Below are 23,166 nucleotides of genomic sequence, written 5' to 3'. Positions count from 1 at the left end.
CTTTTCTTGTACGTGGGAGGAAAAATCATGGATCTGATATCCTTGCTTGCAGAAGAAAGAATCAGGCAGGCGGAAGCCAAAGGCGAATTTCGCAACCTTCCTGGCGCGGGTAAACCGCTAGAACTTGAGGACTTGTCTGGGGTGCCGGAGGATATGCGGATGAGTTATAAGATCTTGAAGAATGCAGGATATATACCGCCGGAGATGCAGCTGCAAAAAGAAATTGTGAGCATGCGTGATTTACTTCGCGCCTGCACCGATGACAGGGAACGGGCAGCCTACCGGAAGAGAATCAGCGAGAAGGAAATTCAATACGAAGCACTGCTTGAGAAGCTTCGTAAGCATGCGCCGGGTGCTTTAAAGCAATATGAAGAAAAGATAGAACATAAACTAACCTAATTATAATGTACTTTCTTATCACGAGAGGTGGAGGGACTGGCCCTTTGAAGCCTCGGCAGCAGGCAGTATGTACTGTGCCAATTCCAGCAGACAGAGTGTCTGGCAGATAAGAAGAGCGTTTTACCTTGGATAAGGAGCCTCTTCTGTTAAGCAGAAGAGGCTTTTTTACATAGAAAAGAGGAGCTGAAAAAAAATGCGTAAACAAATTATTCTGCAAGCTTTTGATATGACAGCCGCCATGCACAATGCGCATGGTCTATGGAAACACCCGGAAAGCAGAAGGCACCGCGAGTATAAATCGCTCGACTATTGGATCGAACTTGCAAGGCTTTTAGAAAAAGGGAAATTTGATGCTGTGTTTTTCGCCGATGTTCTAGGGGTCTACGATGTGTATGGAGGAGATGAGGCAGCGGCCTTGCGCGACGGTGTACAAGTACCAATCAATGATCCAGCCTTTGTCATCCCGGCAATGGCTGCCGTAACGAATCACTTGTCTTTCGCGGTCACAGTAAGTACTTCCTATGAACAGCCGTTCCATAATGCCCGTAAGTTTTCGACGCTCGATCATTTAACCAATGGGCGTGTCGCATGGAATATTGTTACTTCTTATCTGCCGAACGCAGCCCAAAATTTCGGGTTGGAAAAAATGGTCAAGCATGATGTACGTTATCAGATTGCCGATGAATTTTTAGAGGTTTCTTATAAGCTGCTGGAAGATAGCTGGGAAGAGGATGCCGTCATTGCAGACCCGCATAGCGGTGTGCTTGTTGATTCTGCTAAAGTCCATCGCATCAAGCATAAAGGCAACTATTTTTCTGTAGAAGGACCACATGTGAGCGAGCCATCTCCGCAGCGGACGCCAGTGCTTTACCAAGCGGGCACCTCTGAGAAGGGCAGGGATTTTGCAGCAAGACATGCGGAATGTGTTTTTGTGGGAGGGCCGACTCCGGAGAAAATCAATTATTATATAGAGGATATTAAAGCGCGGGCAGAAGCGTATGGCAGAAGTAAGGACGAAATAAAAGCATTCACTTTTCTGCAAGTCGTTGTAGCTGAAACGGAAGAAAAAGCTTACAGCAAATATGAGGACATTAAAAAGTACTGGAGTGCCGATGCAGCTAAAGCACAATATGGCGGTTCAACAGGTTATGACCTGGCTGCTTATGAGAACGAAGAAGAGCTGTTCACATATAAGCATACAGAACAAGGACAATCTCGTGCTGCATATCTGACAAAAGACGCTGCAAGACCATTTACGGTTAAAGAAATACATGAAAAGTTCAGTAAGCCTGCTGAAATGGACATCTTTGTCGGCAGCCCGGAAAAAGTAGCGGATCAAATAGAAGATTTCTTTGTTCGCAGCGGAGTAGATGGATTCAATCTGACACATTATATTACACCAAAAGATTTGCAAGACTTTGTCGAGTTAGTTGTGCCAATTCTGCAGGAACGCGGGTTATATAAAAAAGAATACAAAGAAGGTACTTTTCGAGAAAAACTATACAACCATCCGTATCTTCGGCCTGCACACCCAGCCAAACAAAGGAAGAGGAGCTGATTGTCAGCCCCTCTTTTTCTTTTATTTCAGATAAGTCAATGTGCCGTTTCCGTCCTTATAGGAAATGGTGGCAAGCGCGCCATTGATCATTGTAAGCTGGGGCGGCAAATGGCCGATATCCGCATCATAAATAATAGGAAGTCCAATTTCATCAGCAAATTCATGAATCATCTGTTCGACAGTAAAATCTTCTGTAGATGTGCTTCTGGCAGGTCGTCCGAATACTGCACCGCTTGCGCCATCAAACCAACCAAGCTCTCGCAAATGCCAAAGGTTCCGATAAACTTCCGCTGTCCCCCAATTGCCCCATTCCAAATAGACAAGAGTATTCTCTGTAAAACCATTGCGCCATTTTTCAATCGGTGCATATTTTGTTCCGGCGATGGCAGTTAATGTATTCAAGCATCCGCCAATTAACCGTCCGGTAAAGGAAACAGATGTAGCAGTTGTGGATTTCCACTCGGTTCTGCTGTCCAAGTCAAAGCCTGACGCGTCGTTCTGTTCAAAGAGAGCATCCCAGGAAGACTGATACATAGGAGATGAATGTTGGACAATGCTTTCACGTGACGGAGCAGATAGAATTTTGTGCCACTGATTTGTCGTCTCATCCAGCTTGTCCATATGTAAGTCGAAAAAGTTAGTTGCGTGGGCGCTGGCAATGTTTGTTTGGAGCGTATAGCTGCAAAGCAGCGTGCTGGTATCGGAATAGCCGATGAGCCAGGTTGGCTTGCTGTTAGCTAGCTTTTCCCAATCAAGCTTTGGTAATACTTGTACGAGCAATTCTCCGCCCCAAGGAGGCATAACAGCATCAATAGCAGGGTCTGTCATAAAACGCATTAATTCATTTGCGCGAATTTCAGCTGAGCAGCTTCGTGCGGCTTTTTGCGTCCAGACAGTTTCTCCGATAATGACATGATCACAAAATTGCTCCAGCTGCTTTTTGGCTTTATGTACGCGCGTATGAAGCGGGGTGGGCACACCGCTGGATGGAGCCGTAACTGCGAAAGTGGAAGTGGCTGTTAAAGCCGCCGGATACGTTATTGTCATCAACATCATTCCTTTATTTTCCATATTATAGCATGGCAGCTTGGCTGTTTGAACATAGGTTTCGCAGGGAATGGGATAGCAGACATTCGAATTTATCTGTTTTGATAAAATGAAGGATTTGCGTGCATCATAAATGTGTTGTCTATTGTTTAAGTGCTAGCTGCATTCCCTGTAATCACGATAGTCAGGTGGGCGGCGGTGTAAACAACAAAACAACAGATACAATGGAGGGAGCCGGTTTGATGAAAAGTAAATTCACGTTAGGTTTAACGATAGGTGCTACAGTCGGCGGCTTGATTTCGTTATATGATGCACAAACTAGGCACCATGTACGAGGCAGCTTGATGCGTGCAGGGTCTGAGACGATGTTCTACCTTCGGAACCCCGGTGTTTTTGTGGATGATGTGAAAACTTCTTATGCAAAAGTTGCGACCAGCTTGTCCACAACAGCAGATAAAGGGTTGAGAGGCGTAGAAGAGGTGCAGCACGCTTTACAGAAGGTAAGTAAGCTGGACGATCAGCTTGAACTGCCTGCAGGAAATCAAACAAAGCAGCTGGCAGGCTCAGCATCAGCTAGATAAGACAAAGCGTGTGTCTATAGAGAGAGAAGGAGGAGAAGTCATGGGGAGCTTTCTTAAACAGCTCGGGCAGCGGATCGGCAACGATGAAGTGACTGGTCTGTCTGCCCAGCTGGCTTATTTTTTATTGCTATCACTATTCCCGTTCATTATCTTTCTTGTGTCCCTGATTGCATTTTTACCAGTCAGTCAGGAAGATATTATGAACACTTTATCAACATTTGCACCAGACTCAACGATGCAGTTACTGGAGGAGAATATATCCAGTATCGTCAGTAATCACAATGGTGGCTTATTATCCATCGGTATCTTAGCAACGCTGTGGTCAGCATCTAACGGTGTTAATGCAATTATTCGGGCATTAAACAAGGCTTACAATGTGGATGAAAATCGCTCATTTATTGTTGCCAGAGCTGTAGCTGTCGTCTTAACGATTGCTATGGTACTTGTGATTGCAGTAGCATTTCTGCTTCCGATTTTCGGGAAATCAATCGGCCTTTATATTTTTTCCATTTTTGGATTAAATGAAGGGTTCCTTACTGTATGGGGAGCGTTACGGTGGGTCATATCATTAATTATATTCTTCATCGTGCTGCTTGCACTTTATGTGCTGGCACCAAGTAAGAAGATTTCTATCAAGGAATCCATGGCAGGTGCAGCCTTTGCTGCAGTCTTCTGGATGATTGCTTCCTTGTTATTCTCCTTTTATGTAAATAACTTCGGTAACTATTCAGCTATGTACGGTTCACTTGGTGCAGTCATCGTTCTGATGATTTGGTTCTACTTATCGGGTATTATTATTATTTCCGGCGGCGAGGTTAATGCTTTGCTGCACGAAAGGAAAAAAGGGAAGAAGGCCTCCTAACTAGGAAGCCTTCTTTTTTATCGCAACAGGCGTAATCCGTTCAAGATAACCAGGATCGTACTGCCCTCGTGTCCGACAACGCCAAGCGGTAAGCCGAGAGATTGACTCACGTTCGCTAAGATGAGCAACATAATCACAGCTACGGAAAATACAACATTTTGCTTAATAATTCGTCGCATTCTTCTAGATAACTTCATAGCATCTGTAAGTTTACCTAAGTCATTCTTAATCAGAACCATGTCTGCCGTTTCCAATGCAGCATCTGTTCCAGTGCCCATCGCAATCCCAATTTGAGCAGTGGCGAGTGCAGGAGCATCATTAATGCCATCTCCAACCATGGCAATTGTTCCATAACTGCTTTCCAGTTCTTTGATTGCGGCTGCTTTCTCTTCAGGCATGCAATTTGCTCGGTATGTTGTAATACCAGCTTCTTTAGCTATAGCGCGTGCTGTTTGTTCATTATCGCCTGTCAGCATGATGGTTGCTATCCCTTGCTTTGTTAAATTATGAATGGCAGCTTCTGCTTCTGGTCGGATTGTATCTTGCAAGGCGAACACTGCAAGTACTTCTTCATTATTCTCCATATATACAAGGGATTTCCCGGCTTCAGCGAGTTTTTTTGCTTTTTCAGCTAAATGCTCTCCAATTGGCTTGTGCATAAAGGAAGCATTACCAATTCGCCATGTCTGTCCCTTCCAAATGCCGTCCATACCTTTCCCAGCTGTATCTTTTACTCGCTCGGCAGGCTCAGCTGCGTGTGTTTTTGCATAAGCAGCAATGGCTTTTGCAAGAGGGTGAGAAGATTGTGATTCAATTGCATAAGCAGCCTGTAATACGACGGAAGAGTCACCGTTTTTATTGATAATATAGTCGGTTACAGAAGGTCTGCCAACCGTCAGACTGCCAGTTTTATCAAATGCTACAGCTTTCACTTTTCCAAGCGTTTCAAGGTGAGTGCCGCCTTTTACTAAGATGCCATTTCTGGCTCCTTTTGAAATTGCTGATAAAGTAGCAGGCATGACAGAAGCTACCAATGCGCAAGGAGAGGCAACTACGAGCAAAATCATGGCGCGGTAGAAGGACTCAGTAAATGTCCAAGACGAGATAATCGGCGGAACGAGGAAAAGCAGCAAAACAAGGAGCAAAACCGTTTTGACATAAGGACCTTCAAATCGTTCGATAAAATGCTGGGCGGGTGATTTTTGGGACTGTGCAGTTTGCACCATTGAGATAATCCGTTGAAACAGGGTTTCTTTGGCAGGCTTGGTGACGCGAATTTCTAACACAGCACTTGAATTGACAGTACCCGCAAAAACTTCATTTCCTTCTGCCTTTGTAACCGGAATGCTTTCTCCGGTGATGGCACTTTCATCAATACTAGTAATTCCTTTTGTAATGATACCGTCAGTGGGAATGCGTTCTCCAGACAGCACGACCACATGGTCATCTACTTGCAGCTGATCAACAGGAACAATTTCTTTGCCAGCATCGGTTAATCTAGTTGCTTCATTAGGCTGAAGGGAAAGAAGCGCATGTAGTTCTGCGCTGCTTTTGTTCTCTGTGTACGTCTCTAATGCTCCAGATAGGGCAAAGATAAAGATAAGCAGTGCACCTTCCAGCCAATGTCCAATAATAGCCGCTCCAATCGCTGCTAAAATCATCAGCATCTCTACGTTTAATTTCCGATCAATGATTGACTCGGTAATACCTTCTTTTGCCTTGAAGAAGCCGCCGATAAGGTAAGCGATACAATAAGCAATAGGAGCGGCATTTGTTTCGTGCAGACTGAAATAAGTAATTACAATTAGAAGGCCGCTAACTAAAGCTGCAATTAATTCGATGTGTTTTCTCAATTTTATTCATCCTTCATATCTATGTAATATTTATTTATAATAATTATAATCTAATACTAATTACATCATATTCGAGAGTTTAATTAAAATCAATATAAAAAAGAAATTATTTTAATTTAAAATGAAACAGAGGAAGATAAAAAGTGAAACAGTTAATAATAATGTTGAAATAGTGGTAATTACCTGTTATCTTTTAAAATATATAAAAATAGAACAATAGGAGAGTGTATCGCCTTATGAGGAAAAGATTAGCTATTATCGGATCTTTATTTATGATTATGCTTCTTTTGGCTGCATGCGGGACCAATGGAGAAGGTAACTCTGAAAGCGCTGACAGCAACACGGATTGGGCAAGAATTCAAGATGCAGGTAAGTTAGTAGTCGGTACATCCGGAACATTGTATCCTGCTTCGTATTATCCAGAAGGTTCGGATGAGCTTACGGGATATGATGTGGAAGTCATTAAAGAGATTGCCAAACGATTGGATTTAGAAGTGGAGTTTAGAACGTCTGATTTCAATAATGCGATGGCATCCGTTCAAAATGGAAGAGTTGATATTGCTGCGAATGATATTGAAATTACAGAAGATAGAAAAGAGCAGTTTTCTTTTACAGAACCATATAAGTATTCGTTCACTTCAATGATTGTTCGGAAAGATGATTTGTCAGGTATCCATAGCCTTGAGGATCTAAAAGGAAAGCGTGCCGGCGGTGAAGCAACTACGAACCACAGTAAGATAGCAGAGCAGCTAGGTGCAGAAGTTGTTGCTTACAATAATGCAGCAAACGATGTATATCTGCGTGATGTAGACAATGGTCGTACAGATTTGATTATCAATGATTATTATCTGCAGTCATTAGCACTTCAAGCGTTTTCTGATTTCAATATTATGATTCATCCCGATTTCAAATTCGATCAAATCACGCAAGGAGCACTGTTGCCAAAAGATGCGACAGAACTAAAAAAACAAATGGACAAGGCGCTGAATGAGATGCGCGAAGACGGAACCTTAACGAAGCTGTCTAAAGAATTCTTTGGCGGGGCAGACGTGTCCAAGGAACCAGAAGAAGAATTGCCAACAGTTAAGGACTTGCTTGAAGAACAAAAATAAAGAACCAAAAAAGGAGAGACTTCACGATGAAAAAGCACATTATATTTCTATGCAGTTTGCTATTCGTCCTCATACTGAGTGCATGTGGTACTTCTGAAGATAAAGATGGTAAGGAGCAGGCGGCTGATGATAAGATTTGGGAAAACATTAAAGAAACAGGCAAGATTACTGTCGGAACTTCTGGAACATTATATCCGGCAAGTTATTACCCAGATGGCTCTGATGAAATCTCAGGTTATGACGTAGAAGTAGTCAAAGAAATTGCCAAGCGCCTGGATTTGGAAGTCGAATTTAAAACGTCTGACTTCAACAATATGCTCGCTTCTGTGCAAAATGGCCGAGTGGATATGGCAGCCAACGATATTGGCATAACAGAAGAGCGGAAAGAGAAATTTGCGTATAGTGAGCCGTATAAATACTCTTATACAACGATGATTGTACGAAAAGATGATTTATCAGGAATTGAAAGCTTGTCTGATTTGAAAGGTAAAAAAGCAGGCGGAGAAGCAACGACTGGATACAGTAAAATAGCAGAACGTCTTGGTGCCGAAGTTGTAGCTTATGGTAATACAACCAATGATGTATATTTGCGTGACGTTGATAATGGACGGACTGATTTAATCATTAATGACTATTATTTACAATCTTTAGCGCTGCAGGCATTCCCAGACTTCAATATTACCATTCATCCAGATTTTAAATTTGATGGATCTGCGAACGCAGTGATTATGTCGAATGATGCTACAGAGCTGAAAGCGCAAGTGGACAAGGTGCTTGGTGAAATGAAAGAAGACGGAACCCTAACGAAACTTTCGGAAAAGTTCTTTGATGGTGCAGATGTTTCAAAGGAGCCAGAAGAAGACATTCCATCCATCGATGAATTAGTGAAACAACAGGAAGAAGAAGCAAAATGATGCCATTTGAGCTGATGGACTTAGGAAAGTTTTTTGATCCTACATTAGCTTGGGATAACCTTCCATTTATTCTGGAGGGATTACCGATGACGATAGCTGTCGCCTTTGCCGCTATGGCAATCGGGCTGCTCCTTGGCTTCTTTTTGGCGATAGGCCGCAGTTCTAGATTCTTTTTCTTACGGTGGCCAACACGTTTCTATATTTCCTTTATGCGAGGAACGCCGATTCTCGTTTTCTTGTTCATCCTGTATCAAGGGCTGCCTGTCGTCCAAATTCAATTGGATGCTTTTACGTGCGCAGTACTCGCATTTGGATTAAATAGTGCTGCATACATTGCGGAGGTTAATCGCGGGGCGCTGAGCAGCATTTCTTATGGACAATGGGAATCTTCGTATGCCCTTGGATTGAATTACTGGCAGACGCTGACGCGTGTCATCACGCCGCAAGCTATTCGGGTCGCAATGCCGCCACTGACGAATGTATTCCTTGATTTGGTGAAAGCGACAAGTTTGGCGGCGGTTATAACAGTGCCGGAGATGTTTCAAAAGGCACAAATCGTTGCTGGACGGACGTTTGACTCCATGACGATGTACATTACGGTAGCGCTAGTCTATTGGCCGCTTTGTATAATCATTTCTTATTTCCAGGAGCGGCTGGAAAAGCGCTTTTCACGTTATATAAATTAAAGAAAAAGGGATGCGCCCGGGTGGGTGCATCCCTCTTAATGTTGTTGAGCTGCTACTGCATGTCTGGAGAAAATGGCATGTACGAGTAAGGTAATAAAGATGCCGGCAAAAATGACAGTCATAATAAGAAAGAAGCTGACATGCGGAAGTTCTTCAATAAATACCCCGCTAAGATACGGTCCGCCGAGACTGCCAAGACTAAATGTAATGCTGCAGAGCAAATTGCCTGTAGGCAGTAAATGACGTGGTGTTAAGTCTGTCATATAGCTGATTCCTAGTGAAAATGTGGATCCCAGCATCATCCCTGCAACGAACAAGCAAATGAAGAGGGCAACATAATGTGCTTCCAAGAATCCAGCAGCGCCGAAACAGATTGTTCCTAGGAGTATGACGGTGAGCAGCGTATATTTACGGCCGAATTTATCACTTAGCATACCAAGCGGAATTTGGAACACGATGCCTCCAATTGCAAAACTCGTGAGCAAAACAGATACCTCGGAAACGCCAATATCCTGACGCAGTCCATAGATAGGAAAACTTCCGTTAAGAGAAGATTCCAAGAAGCCATAACCAAGCGGCGGCAGAAAGGCGACCCATGCATATTTCAAAGTTGATCCAAATCGTTGCACAAGTCCTTGCTGATTTGCAGCTTGCGTATTTTCGGACTCAGGAAACTCGTTGCGCAGCTGGAAGAGGGTGAACCATGCAATCAAGCACAGACCGCCGGACAAGATGAATGGCAAAGATTCTGAAATCTTAACCAATGATGTCATCAGTGGACCCACTGCGAAACCAATGCCGAAAAATAAACCATAAATAGAGATATTTCTTCCTCGGACTTTGTCTGGTGAAGAGGAAGTAATCCATGTCTGCGTACCGAAATGAAGCGCATTGTCTCCGATGCCAATTAATAAGCGCAAGACAAACCAAAACCAAAAAGACTTCCATAAAGGAAAAGCAAACAGAGCGACGACAACAATTAGTCCTCCTGCTATAATAACTGGTCGATAACCAAACTTGCGCAAAGGTGCCTCCATAAACGGCGAGACCGCCAAAATTCCAATGTAAATGGCGATTGCGTTCAGCCCATTCATGGAAGAGGACAAACCGTCTTGTTCGAAAATGATGGCAATCAATGGCAGCAGAAGCCCTTGACTGAAGCCGGAGACCGCAACAATACTGACGAGGATCCAAAAACTGTAAGCATTTCTCATATTGTCATTACCCCTGTATGTAAGATAAATTCCAAATTCTACTGTATAGTTTTTGCTAAGATTGGTCAATCAAGCAGGTGGGTTAGAACGCTGGCCAAAGGGGGAATATAGGCTGGAAAAGTAGAAGAGGATGAGTCAATTGAAGTTAACGATGAAACAGCATGGTTTTCGTATTGATCTGCCCCATCAAACGTTAGATATTGATGGGAATGAATTGTTTGGTATCAGACCTTACCAGCTAATGGTTTCCTCTATAGCAGGCTGCAGCGCGTCCGTTTTTCGTAAAGTTATGGAGAAACAGGGCTTGGAAATAGATGACATGGAAGTTCTGACGGAAGTGGAGCGAGATGAACAGGATGCAAACCGTATCACCAAGATTACACTGACTTACGTTGTGCGTGGTTTTCACTTAGACAAAGGTCAGCTCGAAAAAAACCTTCAGCTCGCGCACAAAAACTGTTCGATGGTCCAAACCGTCAAGGATTGTATTGAGATAGAAGAACATTTGGAAGTCATTCACTTGAACCATTATTAAATGTATAGGAAAGCTCGTGTCTTCAGATACTAGGAAAAAATCTGAAAGGCAGGGGCTTTTCTTTATGAAATTCACGAGAATCTTAATTGCAATAATGGCACTGCTTATGCTGACGCTTCCTTTTTCTGTGTCGGGGAAGGCAGAGAACGTACAGAAAAAAGATCCGACTGAAATTCCAAACCACGTTCTAAATATCTCAAAAGAGAACACATATCCAAATTCCAATAAAGATCAAATTGTTTTGGAGCCAAGTGAGCTAGTAAAAGAACTGACGGAAGAAAGTGATATCGTCATTCAAAATCCAGAGCTTATTCGTATTTTAAACGAATCCTCTTTGAAACCATCACCATTGGCTATCGGCTATCGAGGTATGATTTTTATGGGGCACTGGCCGCTGGAATATACGTCTGAAGAAACGAATATTAACTGGCAATATCAAAAAGTAAATTCAAATCAAGTGAGCAACGCTGGTGGCGAATCTGCTAAGCAAATGAATTATGAACAGCAGGAAGAGCGGTATGTGAAAGGCGGTCTGACAGCTGAAATCGAAAATCCAAAAGATATCAAGCTGATGATGCTTCAGCAAGCACAAAAGAATACCAAGCTTCCGTTATCGTTCCAGACAGTAATTGGGAAAGGAACAAACAAAGAGAATGAATATGGTGTCCCATTGAATAAAGCGGGCATTCTTACTGCATATGCTCCAGCTGTTAATGAAAAGGGTACGATAACGTTTGGAGAAGTGTATGTGGAACTAAAAGGTTCGAAAAAGCAGATTGTGATTAAAAATATTACAAAACAGGGAATTGGTGCGTGGATTCCAATTCAAGACCACCTATCCTTTACCTTCAACGTTCAATAAAATGTATGGGTATGCTATAATTACGTATACGCTACATGATAGACAGACGATACGTTAAAGGAGTTTTAGCCTTGACCATTCCAACGAATAAAGTAGATGACTTGAAGCAGCGGCTTGCTGCATTCATGGACTATCTTGACAATATTGAACCGGAACAAACTTCTCTTGATGAGATTGATGAGATGCTCCGGATGCTTGACGACATGGAGAATAAATTCAAGTAAGGCCGTGCAGATGCACGGCTTTTGCTATTTTTTACGTCGCATACTTGCCTTCTGATTAGCGCACGCTATGGGTAAGGAGCGTGTGAGAAATGCGATATAAATCAATGATGTTAATCCTCGTATTGCTGCTGATTGCGCCAACACTCACGGCGGCTGAAAGCTCTGTCAGCTACGGATGGGGATTTGTGAAAAGCAAAAATGGAAGCATCCCGGAAATAGGGAAGTATCAACAGCTATTGGACAAATACCATAGTTATTATTTGGATGATTCTGGAGAAAAAACAGTTTATATTACGTTTGATAATGGCTATGAACAAGGCTATACAGATGAAATCTTGGACGTTCTAAAGAAGCAGGAAGTTCCAGCTGCCTTTTTCATTACTGGTCACTATGTGGATTCTGCACCAGAATTGGTCAAACGGATGGTAGATGAAGGACATATTATTGGCAATCACTCCTATCATCATCCTGACTTAACCAAGGTTTCCAAAGAGAAAATGCAGAAAGAGCTCGACATGCTGGAAACTGCTGTAGCTGATTTAACCGAGCAGGATGATATGCATTATCTCCGGGCGCCTCGCGGTACTTTCAGTGCGCGTTCCCTCAAGTGGTCGGAAGATATGGGCTATACAAATGTATTCTGGTCACTGGCTTATGCCGATTGGAAGACGGGCGAACAAAAAGGCTGGCAGCATGCGTATGATCAAGTGATGGCGCAAATGCACCCAGGAGCAGTCGTGCTGCTGCATAGCGTTTCCGAGGACAACGCAGTAGCATTAGAGGAATTAATTATCGAACTAAAAAAACAAGGCTATTCTTTCCGTACATTGGACGACCTAGTCAAGCAGGATATCTTGCCAAAAGCCGTTACACAATTTTAAGCTGATCCGTTCCGAGGATCAGCTTTATTTATTTTCGCTCGATAATACTTCTGACTATTTCCATGAAATAGTCACGCCAGGTTTTCTGCGGCTGTTTCTCCATCACTGTACCTCTTCTCTTAAATAGCTGTGCAGCCATTTAACTTCGGCAAGCGCCTTTTCATCTTTCATTACCTCTCCAGGTTTGTTCCCCTCTGCCAATATATAGTGTGTAAAGCGTATATCGAGAAGGTCAAATATATGCTGAAACTGCAGAATTAGAGGCAACCCTTTGAATCGAGGCCGATCGCCGCCAACTGCTAATACAATTGCTTCCTTAGGCTTCTTGTGTTTAAATGCAGGCTGTCTGAAAATGTAGCTCAGCCTATCGAGAAGCAGTTTTAACTTGCCGGGTATACCGTACCAGTAAATCGGTACAGCGAAAACAATTACATCATTCTCCAGCAGAAAGTCCAGCAATAGCGTGGTGTACGAGTCAAGTGGTGCCGGCGCATTTTCATGACGGGAATCCTCAAAATCCATCAACTCTAAATTCTTGGTTTCCAGTGTATGATATACAGTCCCGGCCACGAGTTTTTCACCAAGCAGCCTACTGTTGCTGTCTTCGCGGGTACTTCCAACTATCAATCCTATAGACATGACATCTTGTCCTTTCCGTTTTTTATATAAAAAGTGTATACTGCATCCATATATAGAAAAAGCTGAATAATTTGATTGGTATCATCGGAAATAGCGATTTAGGAGTGAGTTTGTTTGCATATCAACCATTTGAAGACTTTTGCTCTAGCGGCTGAAACCCTCAATTTTACGAAGACAGCACGGCTGCTTGATTACGCACAATCGAGTGTCACTGCGCAGATTAAATCACTTGAAAAGGAGTATCAAGTAGAGCTGTTTCAAAGGCTTGGCAAGAGGATATACCTTACAGAAGCTGGATTTAAAATGCAGCATTACGCAAAAAGAATCTTAACACTCCATAATGAGATGAAAGAAGAATTAGGAGAAGGTCTGGAGGAGAAGGGTACACTCATGATAGGTGCTTGTGAAAGTCAGTGCATATACCGTCTTCCACAATTGCTGCGCTATATTCGTGAGCAATATCCAAAAGTTCAGATTATCTTAAAACCCGTTCCATCTACTAGCGACGCCGAATTAATGCTGCAAGAAGGTACATTAGATTTAGCACTTATTATGGATCGAGAAAGGTCCTTTCGTATGCTGGAGTCCATTTCGCTTTATCGTGAGGAAATAGTATTTGTATCCGCACGGAGTCACCCTTTGGCGGCCAAATCGCTAATACATCTGACAGAGGTAATGCAGCACCCATTAATTTTGACAGAGCAAGGTTGTTCGTACAGGACAGAATTAGAGCGGGTGTTACAGGAGAAGAACCTAAATGCAGAGAACATAATTGAATTTGGCAGTATTGAAGCTATCAAACAGTGTGTACTTGCTGGTTTAGGGCTATCTTATTTACCATTAATGACAGTTGAAAAAGAATTACAGGCAGGTTCACTTGCCTCATTAGCACTCGAAGAAACGATTCATCAGCCTACCACCAAGCTGCTATGGCATAAGGATAAACGGCTGTCACAAGTTATGCGGGATACAATCGACTATGTTATAAATCAAGCGGGATAGGAGAGGCTATTCATGTGGGAAAAAGACCTTATAGGAAAGCATACATACGATTATCATTATTTAATGAAAAGATGGAAAATGGATGCATTAAATGTTGTTGACGTGGATGAACATCTTATAAAGCTTCCAATTGTTTTACAAGATGAATCGAGGCACATTGTAGAGCTGCAATTCAGCGGACCGATTACTGCGCCTGCTGTGCGGGTGTCTTCTGCAGATACTGCAAAAAGTGAAGAGATTATCGATTGGGTGCAAAACTGGCTGCAATGGGATAGAGATTTGGCGGAGGTTGCAGCTCATTTTGTTGGATCAGATCTGGAACAGCTTTTTTACGCGCACGCAGGTACCCCAATCGTAAAAGATACGAACCTCTATTATTGTTTAATGAAAACAATCATTCATCAGCAATTGAATCTGAAATTCGCCTATACACTTACCAATCGTTTAGTGGAAGCGTATGGAATATTTACGGATGATGTCTGGTTTTATCCGTCGCCGGAACGAATTGCCTCCCTGTCATATGAAGATTTACGCAGCATGCAGTTCTCCCAGCGAAAAGCTGAGTATGTAATTGATACAAGTCGCCTTATTGTAGAAGGGAAGCTGAATTTGGAGCAATTATCAACTCAACCAGATGAGACAATTGCAAAAGAATTGATAAAGATTCGTGGTTTGGGGAGTTGGTCTGCTCAGAACTGGATGCTCTCTGGATTAGGGCGTGGAGACTTATTACCAGCTGCTGATATCGGAATTCAAAAAGCTTTGAAATCTTATGAAGATTTGCCTGAGAAACCAACTCCAGCAAGCATTCATGAGCGAGGAGAAAGGTGGGCTCCGTACCGCAGTTACGCGGCTGTAACCCTTTGGAGAAGTATTGAGACCTGATACTAATATCAAGTTTTATAATTTGGTAACAATTATTAGTGGGAACTCACGCCCACGTCTGCTATAATGAGTGCATTAGTTAAAACAGGCAGCCATTTAGGAGGCGTAAGTATGGAAAGAAAAGATTTGATTGCACCAGAACAGTACAACATCGTGAATGAAATGGAGCGATTCGTTACAGATGAAGAACGAAAAGCGCTTATTTGGATGGATGAAGCGGGAAATAAAAAGGAAGTAACGTATAAAACGTTATTTCAGGATGTGAACCGCACCGGTAATGTTCTGAAACAGCTGGGCTTGGAGAAAGGCGATGCGATTCTTGTTATGGTACCGCGTGTCGTAGAAGCGTATCATATTTACGCTGCGGCATTGAAGCTCGGACTTGTAATCATTCCTAGCTCCGAAATGCTGAAAACAAAGGATTTGCAATACCGCATTGATCATGGAAAAGTGAAAAGCATTATTAGCTACCACGCATTCACAGAGCAGTTTGAAGATATCGAGAATCAAGATAGCTTAGTAAAGCTTGCTATTGGCGGTTCCGCTGCGGGTTGGCACAATCTTGAAGCGATAAAAGAAACAGCGTCAGCTGAACTGGAAACGGTACAAACAACGAGAGACGATTTAGCATTGCTATCTTATACGAGCGGAACAACAGGTAATCCCAAAGCGGTAGTGCATACACATGGCTGGGGATACGCGCATTTACGTACAGCGGCTGAAAACTGGTTATCTGCTTCGGAAGGAGATATCGTTTGGGCAACAGCTGCACCAGGCTGGCAGAAATGGGTATGGAGTCCATTCCTTTCTGTATTAGGAACAGGAGCAACTGGCTTCGTTTATATGGGACGCTTTGATGCGAAAACGTATCTTTCCTTATTAGAGGACTATAAGATCAATGTACTTTGCTGCACGCCGACCGAGTATCGTCTTATGGCAAAAGTAACGGATCTTGGCAGCTATAATTTAAATGAGCTGCACAGTGCGGTTTCAGCTGGTGAACCATTGAACAGAGAAGTAATTGACGTATTCCAGAAGCACTTTAATATCATTGTGCGTGATGGTTATGGTCAGACAGAAAGCACATTGCTGTTAGGTATTATGAAAGGTATGGAGCCGAGACCAGGTTCTATGGGTAAACCGACTCCAGGAAATGAAGTAGTTGTTATTGATGAAGACGGGAATAAAGTCAAAACAGGCGAAGTCGGCGATATCGCTTTGAAACTCGACAGTCCTGCTTTGTTCAAAACATATTTCCGTGAGCCAGAACGCCGCACGCAAGCAGAACGCAACGGCTATTTCGTTACGGGTGACCAAGCATCTATTGATGAAGACGGCTACTTTTGGTTTGAAGGACGCAGCGATGATATTATCATCAGCTCTGGATATACAATTGGACCGTTCGAAGTGGAAGACGCTTTGGTGAAACACCCAGCTGTTGCAGAATGTGCTGTTGTAGCAAGTCCGGATGAAATCCGCGGCAACGTCGTCAAAGCATTTATCATTTTGCGCGAAGGTGTAGACGTGAACGAGCCTGGTCTTGTGAAAGACTTGCAAACACATGTTAAAAATACAACTGCACCATACAAGTACCCGCGTAAAATTGAATTCGTCAAAGACCTGCCGAAAACATCTTCTGGTAAAATCAGACGAGTTGAACTTCGCAACAATGAAAAAAGAAATGCAAAATAAATAGAAATTGCGCTATATAGCAGTGTAGGCTGTCGAGTAGATCTCGACAGTCTTTTTTGTTAGGTTTATTTCTCACTAAAATAGTGAATACGGTGAAAAGAAGTGAGGTGCTGTCAGTTTAGAGAAGGCAAACTGTACAGCCTTGGATTTCGTTCATAATGTTTCATAGGTAGACAAGATATGGACTACATGCAGCGGTTAAAGAATGCCGCTAGGTAGGAGTTCACGAACTAAATCTTTCCCTATAAACGCAGCTTTCTTCTATAAAAGAGTTACTTCTCCTTATAAGCTTAATTGAAATAACTATAAAAAAGTAATGCAAAAGGCTTGAAAGTCAAAGAAGGTCAGACTATAATAGGTTTACAAGGTCAAAGATAGTCAAAGTCAAATTGACACTTGGCCAATTAAAACATCTAACCTTTGGGGAGGTAATTGTAATATGAAATGTCAACATTGTGGTGAACGAGAAGCAAACGTGAACTTGTTAATGCAATTCAACAACCAAAAACAGCAATTACAGCTCTGCCATACTTGCTATAATGAAATAAAAAATACATCTAAAAACCCAGCTGGCTCCGCTTCTAATGGCGGAACCATGGATGATTTCTTTAAAAATATGTTTGGCGGATCTCAGTCCGGTTTTCAAGCTGGCGGAAATCAGCAGGCACAAGCAGGCGGTAGAGGACGCGGACGCGGCGGATTGCTTGATTCACTTGGTAAAAACGTAACAGACGGTGCACGAGCGGGTCTGATTGATCCGGTTATCGGGCGTGAACAGGAAGTTAAACGTGTGATTGAAACATTAAATCGACGCAATAAAAATAACCCAGTTCTAATCGGAGAACCTGGTGTAGGTAAAACAGCAATTGCTGAAGGACTAGCTCTGCAAATTGTGGAGGGCAATGTTCCTGTGAAGCTGCAAAACAAAGAGATTTACTTGCTTGATGTGGCATCGCTTGTCGCTAATACAGGGATGCGTGGGCAGTTTGAAGAAAAAATGAAACAACTTATTTCTGAACTGCAGCAACGTAAAAATGTTATTTTATTCGTTGATGAAATTCATTTATTAGTCGGAGCAGGAACTGCCGAAAGCTCTCAAATGGATGCAGGGAATATTTTGAAACCTGCACTTGCTCGTGGTGAGCTGCAGTTGATTGGTGCTACAACTTTAAAAGAATATCGTCAAATTGAGAAAGACGCAGCGCTTGAACGACGCTTCCAGCCTGTTATGGTGAAAGAACCAACAACCGAACAGGCGATTGAGATACTAAAAGGCTTGCAGGAAAAATACGAAGCGTACCATCAGGTTTCTTATAGTAAAGATGCAATTAATGCCAGCGTAAACTTGTCTCAACGCTATATCCAAGATCGCTTCTTGCCTGATAAAGCAATTGACTTGCTAGATGAAGCGGGTTCTCGCATTAACTTATTAACTGTGACAACAGATGAAGATGCTATCCAAACGCGACTTGCACAAATTTCAAAAGAGAAGGAAGAAGCTGCAGGGCGTGAGGATTACGAACGTGCCGCGTATCTTCGTCAAGAGGAAATTCAGCTTGAACAAAAGCTGGAAGAACCGAAGGATGAAGAAAAAGGCCAAGTGACAGTCGAAGTCATTCAGCAGATTGTGGAAGAAAAAACAGGTATTCCTGTAACGAAGATTCAATCTGAAGAACAAAACAAGATGAAAAACTTGGCTGCTAATTTGTCCGGCAAAGTAATTGGACAGCAGCAGGCAGTTGAACGAGTAGCTAAAGCGATTCGACGCAGCCGTGCTGGTTTGAAATCCAAGCAGCGTCCGATTGGTTCATTCCTCTTTGTAGGTCCGACTGGTGTTGGTAAAACAGAGCTTACCCGTGCATTGGCAGAAGAGATGTTCGGAACACGCGAATCCTTTATCCGTTTAGACATGAGTGAGTACATGGAACGTCACTCTGTGGCGAAACTAATTGGTTCTCCTCCAGGATATGTAGGACATGAAGAAGCTGGCCAGCTCACTGAGCGTGTGCGTCGTAATCCTTACACAATTGTGCTTTTGGATGAGATTGAAAAAGCACACCCAGATGTACAGCATATGTTCTTGCAAATCATGGAAGACGGTCACTTAACGGACAGCCAAGGCCGGAAAGTAAGTTTCAAAGATACAGTTATCATCATGACAAGTAATGCTGGTACAGGAGATAAACAGATTTCTGTCGGCTTTACGAATTCAAGCAACGAAGCGGTATCTGTTATCGAGAAGCTTGGCGCTTACTTTAAACCAGAATTCCTAAACCGTTTTGATTCCATTATTAGCTTCGATGAATTAAAAGAGGAAGACCTTGTACAAATTGTCGAGCTTATGATTGGAGACTTGGAGAACAATATGGAAGAAGAAGGCTATCAGCTTGAAGTGACAGAAGCAGCAAAACACTTCTTGGCTAAGAAAGGCTATGACCCACGCTTTGGTGCTCGCCCATTACGTCGGGTTATCCAAAGTGAAGTAGAAGATAAAATTACTGATTTCATCCTTGAAGAAGAGAATGTAAGCAGTATGGTAATAGACATGGTTGAAGATCAGATTACAGTAGCAAGTAAATAATAGAAAAGGGACTCACGCTTCCGGGCGTGAGTCCCTTTTTTATGCAGCGCGCTCGCCAATAGAGGTACTGGTGCGGATGAAAAACCAGCTGATGATATAGCAGACAATTGCAATTGCGACTATCAATCCAAATGCTGGGAGGATAGCTAAGTCTTGTAACCATGATAGAGAGTTAATGAGAAATTTACGGCTGGCTAACATTAGTGTAATTCCAATTAAGACAACGCCGCCTATAACGCCGCCACCTAAAAAACCAAACTTATATATGATTGTTCCGAGTAAGAGGCCGGCCGCAAAGAAGGTAACCAAGAAAGCATAATCAAGCGGCAGACTGTACAGGATACTATTAAGTTCTGTACTTGCACCAATTGGTCGCAGAATATTAATTTTAGTCACATCAGCAGCAACCAGAACAATGTTTAACACCACTTGTACAGCGGCAAGGAAAGCCACCATTACTAGGCTGATTAGCGCTATAAAAATTCCTAAAGCTGCATGATAGCTTCTTCTAGTAGCGCCTCTTTTAATTGCAAATGGAAGGCTTTCTTGGATAGTTCGAAAGCCGAATATTGCCATAAAAATATATGCTGGAGCTGTAATACTAATATACATCACGTCTGCGACTGCAGCTCCTAGGAGCGTTAAGATGGTAACACAAAACAGTAGAATAGCGCAGAAGATCGTAACGGTACGTCTGCTGTCAACAGTGAAGAAATACAATAAAGCTTGAATTTGTTTGCTCATACGTGGACACCTCTCTTTTCAGTTAAATGAACCATCATATCTTGCAGCGGCACTCCAGAGAGTGTTAAACCATCAGTTAGATTTGGTTTTTCAGGGGAAAGCAGATAAACTTGTGTTGTTCCGGCGAAGCTTTTTTCCTTAATAATGTTTTTGCCTGTTGCAAAGGATTTGACCTGTACAGATGGACCTGATATACAATAGCTTTCAGACCGGAGCTCTTCAGCACTTTTTCGAAGCAAGATACTGCCTTTATTGAAAATGATAACTTCCTCAAACAAGTTACTAACTTCGTCTATGAGGTGTGTGGAAAGAATGATGATTCGAGGATTGCGTTGGAATTCTTCGAGCAGTACTTCGTAAAAATAAGCACGAGATGCTGCGTCTAGTCCGATGTAAGGTTCATCCAGCATCGTAACAGAGGCATTGCTGGCCAGACCAACGATAATGCCGAGTGCAGATTCCATTCCTTTTGAAAGATTCTTTATCCTACGCTTTTTGTCTAAGTCGAATCCTTTCAGCAGATTTGCGGCTAATTGTTTATCCCAATTTGCATAAAACATAGAAGCAATCTTTAATGTTTGCTCAATTGATAGATCTTTTTTAAAGTTATCTGCTTCTTTGATTAAACAGATGTTCTCTGTAACAGCTTGATTATCAAAAGGCTTCATACCATTAACGAGTAAGTTACCCTGGGTGGGTTTGTCGAAACCAGCCAGCAGCTGCATAAAAGTAGACTTACCCGCGCCATTTCTCCCGAGCAGACCATAAATCTTTGGTTCAGTAATTCGCAAATCAATTCCTTTTAAAGCTGTCGCTGTCTTATACACTTTCGTTAGGTTATCAGCTACAATTGTCATCTTTGTTCCTCCTTCAGCATGCGGATGATTTCTTCCTCGGCAATATGCAGTTTAGTTGCTTCTTGTTTCAGCGGGATAATATAAGCATCGAAGAACTGTTGTTTTCGCTTTCCTAAGAGAATCTCCTGTGCTGTTTCTGTGACAAACATGCCTACGCCTCGTTTCTTAAATAATATACCTTCTTCTACTAGCTGATTAATGCCTTTACCTGCTGTCGCTGGATTGATTTTGTAGTGCTGGGCGAATTCATTGGTCGATGGTACTCGTTCGCCGATAGCAATGGACCCGTTGAGAATGGAATCTTCCAGCTGTTCTTTGATCTGGAGAAAGATTGGTTTTGCGTCATCGAGCATCTTCCTGCTCCTTTCCTAAGGTCTTGGCTAGTTGGTTCATCACTTATGTAACTAACTATATGACCATCGCTTTGTAAAGTCAACCAAATTTTGGAGAATATAAAAAAACAGTGCATTTGCCTGCACTGTTCGTCAACTCAACTTATTTAATTGGTCAATCCGAAATGCGGAATCGGGTAATAACGAAACTTTACTTCCCCAATGACGGAGCTTTGTGGGATAAGGCCAAACATCCTGCTGTCTTTACTATTTCTGCGATTGTCTCCCATGACGAACAGGTAACCATCAGGAATTGTATTTTCCCCGATGACGTCACGAAGTTTAAAATTATTCGTGAATAAAGTATCACCTTGCATTGATTTTTTCATCTCATTCAAATAGGGCTCTGCATACTTCTTGCCGTTTACATAAAGTACGTCATTTCTGTACTCTATTGTGTCTCCCGGAATACCAATTACGCGCTTTACATAACTTGCTTCTTCGTTGGGGGCGCGGAAGACAATTTCATCAAATCGTTCGATATCTCCGATTCTGCTAATAATAATCTTGTTCTGATCTTCCAGTGTTGGTGCCATTGATTCGCCATAAACAGTACTCGGAAAATAGAAATAAGAACGAAAAACAAACAAAATTGCGATTACAATGCCAAGCGGCAGCAGCACAGCATATAGCCTGCGTCTAGTTTTCAGGGAAAGCACCTCCTTTTGTACTAGTGTATCACAGGAAGGAGGTATATAGAAAAAACCGGAGTTATCTTAACTCCGGTTTTACACTGCGTTTATACACTTAATGAATTACTGGATTTATGCGAGAACGGTGTCTTGGCAAGGTATGCATAATAAGCATCCGTATATGGATGGGAGCAGCCTTTCTGCCAAGGTTTATCAGCACCGGTAAAGTGAACAATAGCTGGATTCTCCCTAACCGTGCGTAGTGTACGTTCTTCTTCCATTGATTTTGCTTTGTATTCTTTTAACGTAACATGTGCTTGGGCATTCCATTTCGGGTGCAGGATAAGCCACTTGTCCCAAAGAAGGGCATTGAGTGCATCCTGATCATGCCAAGCAAGTTTGTCTGGATTTTCATCAATAAATGTAAGTACTTTATCTGTCATGTTATGATCCCGCCACGCCTGCATGTCAATCAGAAGCAGACCAGAGTTGAAGTAGCGATCTTCGCTTGTAATTCCCATCTTCGGCAATCGATCATGCTCACCATAATCACTCACAGCTGCAACAATGTTGCCTTCCATGTCGATATCAAACAGTTTTTTCACATCATCAAGAATCAGCATATCGCAATCAACATACAGCGTCCGTTCAATAGAATGATCCATCATTTCAGGAATAGAGATACGATAGTAAGCTGCTTTGGAAATGTGGCGGCTTGCGATTGCACCATCGTATGCGTTCAAATCAACCTCTAGATAATGAAGCGGTGTATCGTAGGCGGCTGCTGTATCTTTCAATAGTTGTTTTTTCTGCTCACTTATTCCACCATCAATAACCGAAATGACAAAATCCTCCGGGTTCGCAGTGTTCTCAAGTAACGAACTTAGCGTTACACCCAAATGCTGCGCGTAGTTGTCATCTGTTGACGAAACAATATGCATTTTCTTCTTCATTGTTCTCTCATCTCCTTAGTGTGTATATTACCGGCACTCTAAGAAAATAAACATGTGAAAA

General features: G+C 42.5%; 24 protein-coding genes and 1 riboswitch. Of the genes, 15 read left to right on the top strand and 9 right to left on the bottom strand.

Annotated elements, in window-relative coordinates:
* Window positions 1–27: 27 nt before the first annotated feature.
* A complete protein-coding gene (locus tag B1K52_RS01230; protein ID WP_077304424.1) occupies window positions 28–399 on the top strand; it encodes a DnaJ family domain-containing protein in 372 nt (123 codons plus the stop codon).
* A 12-nt stretch (window positions 400–411) separates the two neighbouring features.
* A riboswitch (SAM riboswitch) is annotated at window positions 412–512 on the top strand.
* Between the two features lie 80 nt (window positions 513–592).
* Window positions 593–1,957 (top strand): LLM class flavin-dependent oxidoreductase, encoded by a 1,365-nt coding sequence (locus B1K52_RS01225; RefSeq protein ID WP_077304421.1) that lies wholly within the window; start codon window positions 593–595, stop codon window positions 1,955–1,957.
* 21 nt (window positions 1,958–1,978) lie between these two features.
* Here B1K52_RS01225 and B1K52_RS01220 read toward each other — a convergent pair whose 3' ends face one another.
* Window positions 1,979–3,004 (bottom strand): S66 family peptidase, encoded by a 1,026-nt coding sequence (locus B1K52_RS01220; protein ID WP_179106421.1) that lies wholly within the window; start codon window positions 3,002–3,004, stop codon window positions 1,979–1,981.
* Between the two features lie 242 nt (window positions 3,005–3,246).
* Here B1K52_RS01220 and B1K52_RS01215 point away from each other — a divergent pair, with 242 nt between their 5' ends.
* Window positions 3,247–3,585 (top strand): hypothetical protein, encoded by a 339-nt coding sequence (locus tag B1K52_RS01215; RefSeq protein WP_077304416.1) that lies wholly within the window; start codon window positions 3,247–3,249, stop codon window positions 3,583–3,585.
* Window positions 3,586–3,625: 40 nt separating this feature from the next.
* A complete protein-coding gene (locus B1K52_RS01210) occupies window positions 3,626–4,447 on the top strand; it encodes a YihY/virulence factor BrkB family protein (RefSeq protein WP_077304413.1) in 822 nt (273 codons plus the stop codon).
* Between the two features lie 17 nt (window positions 4,448–4,464).
* Here the strand turns inward: B1K52_RS01210 and B1K52_RS01205 are convergent, their stop codons facing one another.
* Window positions 4,465–6,300, bottom strand: coding sequence for a heavy metal translocating P-type ATPase (locus B1K52_RS01205; protein WP_256855810.1), 1,836 nt, complete (start codon window positions 6,298–6,300; stop codon window positions 4,465–4,467).
* Between the two features lie 236 nt (window positions 6,301–6,536).
* On the opposite strand from B1K52_RS01205, the gene B1K52_RS01200 reads away from it, so the two are divergent.
* The 3 genes from B1K52_RS01200 to B1K52_RS01190 are packed head-to-tail and all read left to right on the top strand — an operon-like array spanning window position 6,537 to window position 9,012.
* The gene (locus B1K52_RS01200; RefSeq protein WP_077304407.1) at window positions 6,537–7,412 is read left to right on the top strand and encodes a transporter substrate-binding domain-containing protein; all 876 of its coding nucleotides are present in this window, start codon (window positions 6,537–6,539) and stop codon (window positions 7,410–7,412) included.
* 26 nt (window positions 7,413–7,438) lie between these two features.
* A complete protein-coding gene (locus tag B1K52_RS01195) occupies window positions 7,439–8,326 on the top strand; it encodes a transporter substrate-binding domain-containing protein (RefSeq protein WP_077304404.1) in 888 nt (295 codons plus the stop codon).
* Window positions 8,323–9,012 carry an amino acid ABC transporter permease gene (locus tag B1K52_RS01190; protein ID WP_077304401.1) on the top strand — a complete coding sequence of 230 codons (690 nt, stop codon included), beginning with the start codon at window positions 8,323–8,325 and terminating at the stop codon, window positions 9,010–9,012. The genes B1K52_RS01195 and B1K52_RS01190 overlap by 4 nt, the downstream gene beginning before the upstream one ends.
* A 35-nt stretch (window positions 9,013–9,047) precedes the next feature.
* On the opposite strand, the gene B1K52_RS01185 is transcribed toward B1K52_RS01190, so the two are convergent.
* Complete coding sequence (locus B1K52_RS01185) at window positions 9,048–10,226, bottom strand: MFS transporter (protein ID WP_077304398.1); 1,179 nt, start codon at window positions 10,224–10,226, stop codon at window positions 9,048–9,050.
* Window positions 10,227–10,365: 139 nt separating this feature from the next.
* Here B1K52_RS01185 and B1K52_RS01180 point away from each other — a divergent pair, with 139 nt between their 5' ends.
* The 4 genes from B1K52_RS01180 to pdaA all read left to right on the top strand — a co-directional run bounded on the left by B1K52_RS01180 (window position 10,366) and on the right by pdaA (window position 12,728).
* Window positions 10,366–10,761 carry an OsmC family protein gene (locus B1K52_RS01180; RefSeq protein ID WP_143588834.1) on the top strand — a complete coding sequence of 132 codons (396 nt, stop codon included), beginning with the start codon at window positions 10,366–10,368 and terminating at the stop codon, window positions 10,759–10,761.
* Between the two features lie 64 nt (window positions 10,762–10,825).
* Complete coding sequence (locus tag B1K52_RS01175; RefSeq protein WP_077304392.1) at window positions 10,826–11,623, top strand: YfkD famly protein; 798 nt, start codon at window positions 10,826–10,828, stop codon at window positions 11,621–11,623.
* Between the two features lie 71 nt (window positions 11,624–11,694).
* The gene (locus B1K52_RS01170) at window positions 11,695–11,847 is read left to right on the top strand and encodes an SE1561 family protein (protein WP_256855809.1); all 153 of its coding nucleotides are present in this window, start codon (window positions 11,695–11,697) and stop codon (window positions 11,845–11,847) included.
* An 89-nt stretch (window positions 11,848–11,936) separates the two neighbouring features.
* Window positions 11,937–12,728: a delta-lactam-biosynthetic de-N-acetylase gene (gene pdaA / locus B1K52_RS01165; protein ID WP_077304386.1), complete on the top strand. Its 792-nt coding sequence runs from the start codon at window positions 11,937–11,939 to the stop codon at window positions 12,726–12,728.
* 102 nt (window positions 12,729–12,830) lie between these two features.
* Here pdaA and B1K52_RS01160 read toward each other — a convergent pair whose 3' ends face one another.
* Window positions 12,831–13,367, bottom strand: a complete 537-nt coding sequence (locus B1K52_RS01160) for an NAD(P)H-dependent oxidoreductase (protein ID WP_077304383.1) — start codon at window positions 13,365–13,367, stop codon at window positions 12,831–12,833.
* A 114-nt stretch (window positions 13,368–13,481) separates the two neighbouring features.
* On the opposite strand from B1K52_RS01160, the gene B1K52_RS01155 reads away from it, so the two are divergent.
* From B1K52_RS01155 to B1K52_RS01140, 4 genes are all read left to right on the top strand, one after another.
* Entirely contained in the window at window positions 13,482–14,369 is an 888-nt protein-coding gene (locus B1K52_RS01155; protein ID WP_077304381.1) for a LysR family transcriptional regulator, read from the top strand.
* A gap of 12 nt (window positions 14,370–14,381) precedes the next feature.
* Window positions 14,382–15,254, top strand: a complete 873-nt coding sequence (locus B1K52_RS01150; protein ID WP_077304378.1) for a DNA-3-methyladenine glycosylase family protein — start codon at window positions 14,382–14,384, stop codon at window positions 15,252–15,254.
* 111 nt (window positions 15,255–15,365) lie between these two features.
* Window positions 15,366–16,946 (top strand): acyl-CoA synthetase MbcS, encoded by a 1,581-nt coding sequence (gene mbcS, locus B1K52_RS01145; protein ID WP_077304375.1) that lies wholly within the window; start codon window positions 15,366–15,368, stop codon window positions 16,944–16,946.
* Window positions 16,947–17,385: 439 nt separating this feature from the next.
* On the top strand, window positions 17,386–19,527 hold the full coding sequence (locus tag B1K52_RS01140; protein ID WP_077304372.1) for an ATP-dependent Clp protease ATP-binding subunit: 2,142 nt from the start codon (window positions 17,386–17,388) through the stop codon (window positions 19,525–19,527).
* Window positions 19,528–19,566: 39 nt separating this feature from the next.
* Here B1K52_RS01140 and B1K52_RS01135 read toward each other — a convergent pair whose 3' ends face one another.
* From B1K52_RS01135 to B1K52_RS01115, 5 genes are all read right to left on the bottom strand, one after another.
* Window positions 19,567–20,271, bottom strand: a complete 705-nt coding sequence (locus tag B1K52_RS01135) for a hypothetical protein (RefSeq protein WP_077304369.1) — start codon at window positions 20,269–20,271, stop codon at window positions 19,567–19,569.
* Entirely contained in the window at window positions 20,268–21,128 is an 861-nt protein-coding gene (locus tag B1K52_RS01130) for an ABC transporter ATP-binding protein (protein WP_077304366.1), read from the bottom strand. Before B1K52_RS01130 ends, B1K52_RS01135 begins: the two co-directional genes overlap by 4 nt.
* Entirely contained in the window at window positions 21,125–21,481 is a 357-nt protein-coding gene (locus tag B1K52_RS01125) for a GntR family transcriptional regulator (RefSeq protein WP_077304363.1), read from the bottom strand. Before B1K52_RS01125 ends, B1K52_RS01130 begins: the two co-directional genes overlap by 4 nt.
* Window positions 21,482–21,627: 146 nt before the next feature.
* The gene (gene lepB, locus B1K52_RS01120; RefSeq protein ID WP_256855808.1) at window positions 21,628–22,143 is read right to left on the bottom strand and encodes a signal peptidase I; all 516 of its coding nucleotides are present in this window, start codon (window positions 22,141–22,143) and stop codon (window positions 21,628–21,630) included.
* Between the two features lie 116 nt (window positions 22,144–22,259).
* Window positions 22,260–23,105 (bottom strand): glycosyltransferase family 8 protein, encoded by an 846-nt coding sequence (locus B1K52_RS01115; protein ID WP_077304357.1) that lies wholly within the window; start codon window positions 23,103–23,105, stop codon window positions 22,260–22,262.
* Between the last annotated feature and the right edge of the window lie 61 nt (window positions 23,106–23,166).

Source organism: Terribacillus halophilus (assembly GCF_900162685.1).
Lineage (GTDB): Bacteria > Bacillota > Bacilli > Bacillales > Amphibacillaceae > Terribacillus > Terribacillus halophilus_A.
The sequence above is the reverse complement of the archived record's forward strand: the minus strand, read 5'-3'. Positions and strand labels throughout refer to the sequence as shown.

Excerpts from the sequence above, each read along its gene's own strand:
- B1K52_RS01230 (WP_077304424.1), top strand. The coding sequence starts at position 28 with ATGGATCTGATATCCTTGCTTGCAGAAGAAAGAATCAGGCAGGCGGAA.
- B1K52_RS01225 (WP_077304421.1), top strand. The coding sequence starts at position 593 with ATGCGTAAACAAATTATTCTGCAAGCTTTTGATATGACAGCCGCCATG.
- B1K52_RS01220 (WP_179106421.1), bottom strand. The coding sequence starts at position 3,004 with ATGACAATAACGTATCCGGCGGCTTTAACAGCCACTTCCACTTTCGCA.
- B1K52_RS01215 (WP_077304416.1), top strand. The coding sequence starts at position 3,247 with ATGAAAAGTAAATTCACGTTAGGTTTAACGATAGGTGCTACAGTCGGC.
- B1K52_RS01210 (WP_077304413.1), top strand. The coding sequence starts at position 3,626 with ATGGGGAGCTTTCTTAAACAGCTCGGGCAGCGGATCGGCAACGATGAA.
- B1K52_RS01200 (WP_077304407.1), top strand. The coding sequence starts at position 6,537 with ATGAGGAAAAGATTAGCTATTATCGGATCTTTATTTATGATTATGCTT.
- B1K52_RS01195 (WP_077304404.1), top strand. The coding sequence starts at position 7,439 with ATGAAAAAGCACATTATATTTCTATGCAGTTTGCTATTCGTCCTCATA.
- B1K52_RS01190 (WP_077304401.1), top strand. The coding sequence starts at position 8,323 with ATGATGCCATTTGAGCTGATGGACTTAGGAAAGTTTTTTGATCCTACA.
- B1K52_RS01185 (WP_077304398.1), bottom strand. The coding sequence starts at position 10,226 with ATGAGAAATGCTTACAGTTTTTGGATCCTCGTCAGTATTGTTGCGGTC.
- B1K52_RS01175 (WP_077304392.1), top strand. The coding sequence starts at position 10,826 with ATGAAATTCACGAGAATCTTAATTGCAATAATGGCACTGCTTATGCTG.
- pdaA (WP_077304386.1), top strand. The coding sequence starts at position 11,937 with ATGCGATATAAATCAATGATGTTAATCCTCGTATTGCTGCTGATTGCG.
- B1K52_RS01160 (WP_077304383.1), bottom strand. The coding sequence starts at position 13,367 with ATGTCTATAGGATTGATAGTTGGAAGTACCCGCGAAGACAGCAACAGT.
- B1K52_RS01150 (WP_077304378.1), top strand. The coding sequence starts at position 14,382 with ATGTGGGAAAAAGACCTTATAGGAAAGCATACATACGATTATCATTAT.
- mbcS (WP_077304375.1), top strand. The coding sequence starts at position 15,366 with ATGGAAAGAAAAGATTTGATTGCACCAGAACAGTACAACATCGTGAAT.
- B1K52_RS01140 (WP_077304372.1), top strand. The coding sequence starts at position 17,386 with ATGAAATGTCAACATTGTGGTGAACGAGAAGCAAACGTGAACTTGTTA.
- B1K52_RS01135 (WP_077304369.1), bottom strand. The coding sequence starts at position 20,271 with ATGAGCAAACAAATTCAAGCTTTATTGTATTTCTTCACTGTTGACAGC.
- B1K52_RS01130 (WP_077304366.1), bottom strand. The coding sequence starts at position 21,128 with ATGACAATTGTAGCTGATAACCTAACGAAAGTGTATAAGACAGCGACA.
- B1K52_RS01125 (WP_077304363.1), bottom strand. The coding sequence starts at position 21,481 with ATGCTCGATGACGCAAAACCAATCTTTCTCCAGATCAAAGAACAGCTG.
- B1K52_RS01115 (WP_077304357.1), bottom strand. The coding sequence starts at position 23,105 with ATGAAGAAGAAAATGCATATTGTTTCGTCAACAGATGACAACTACGCG.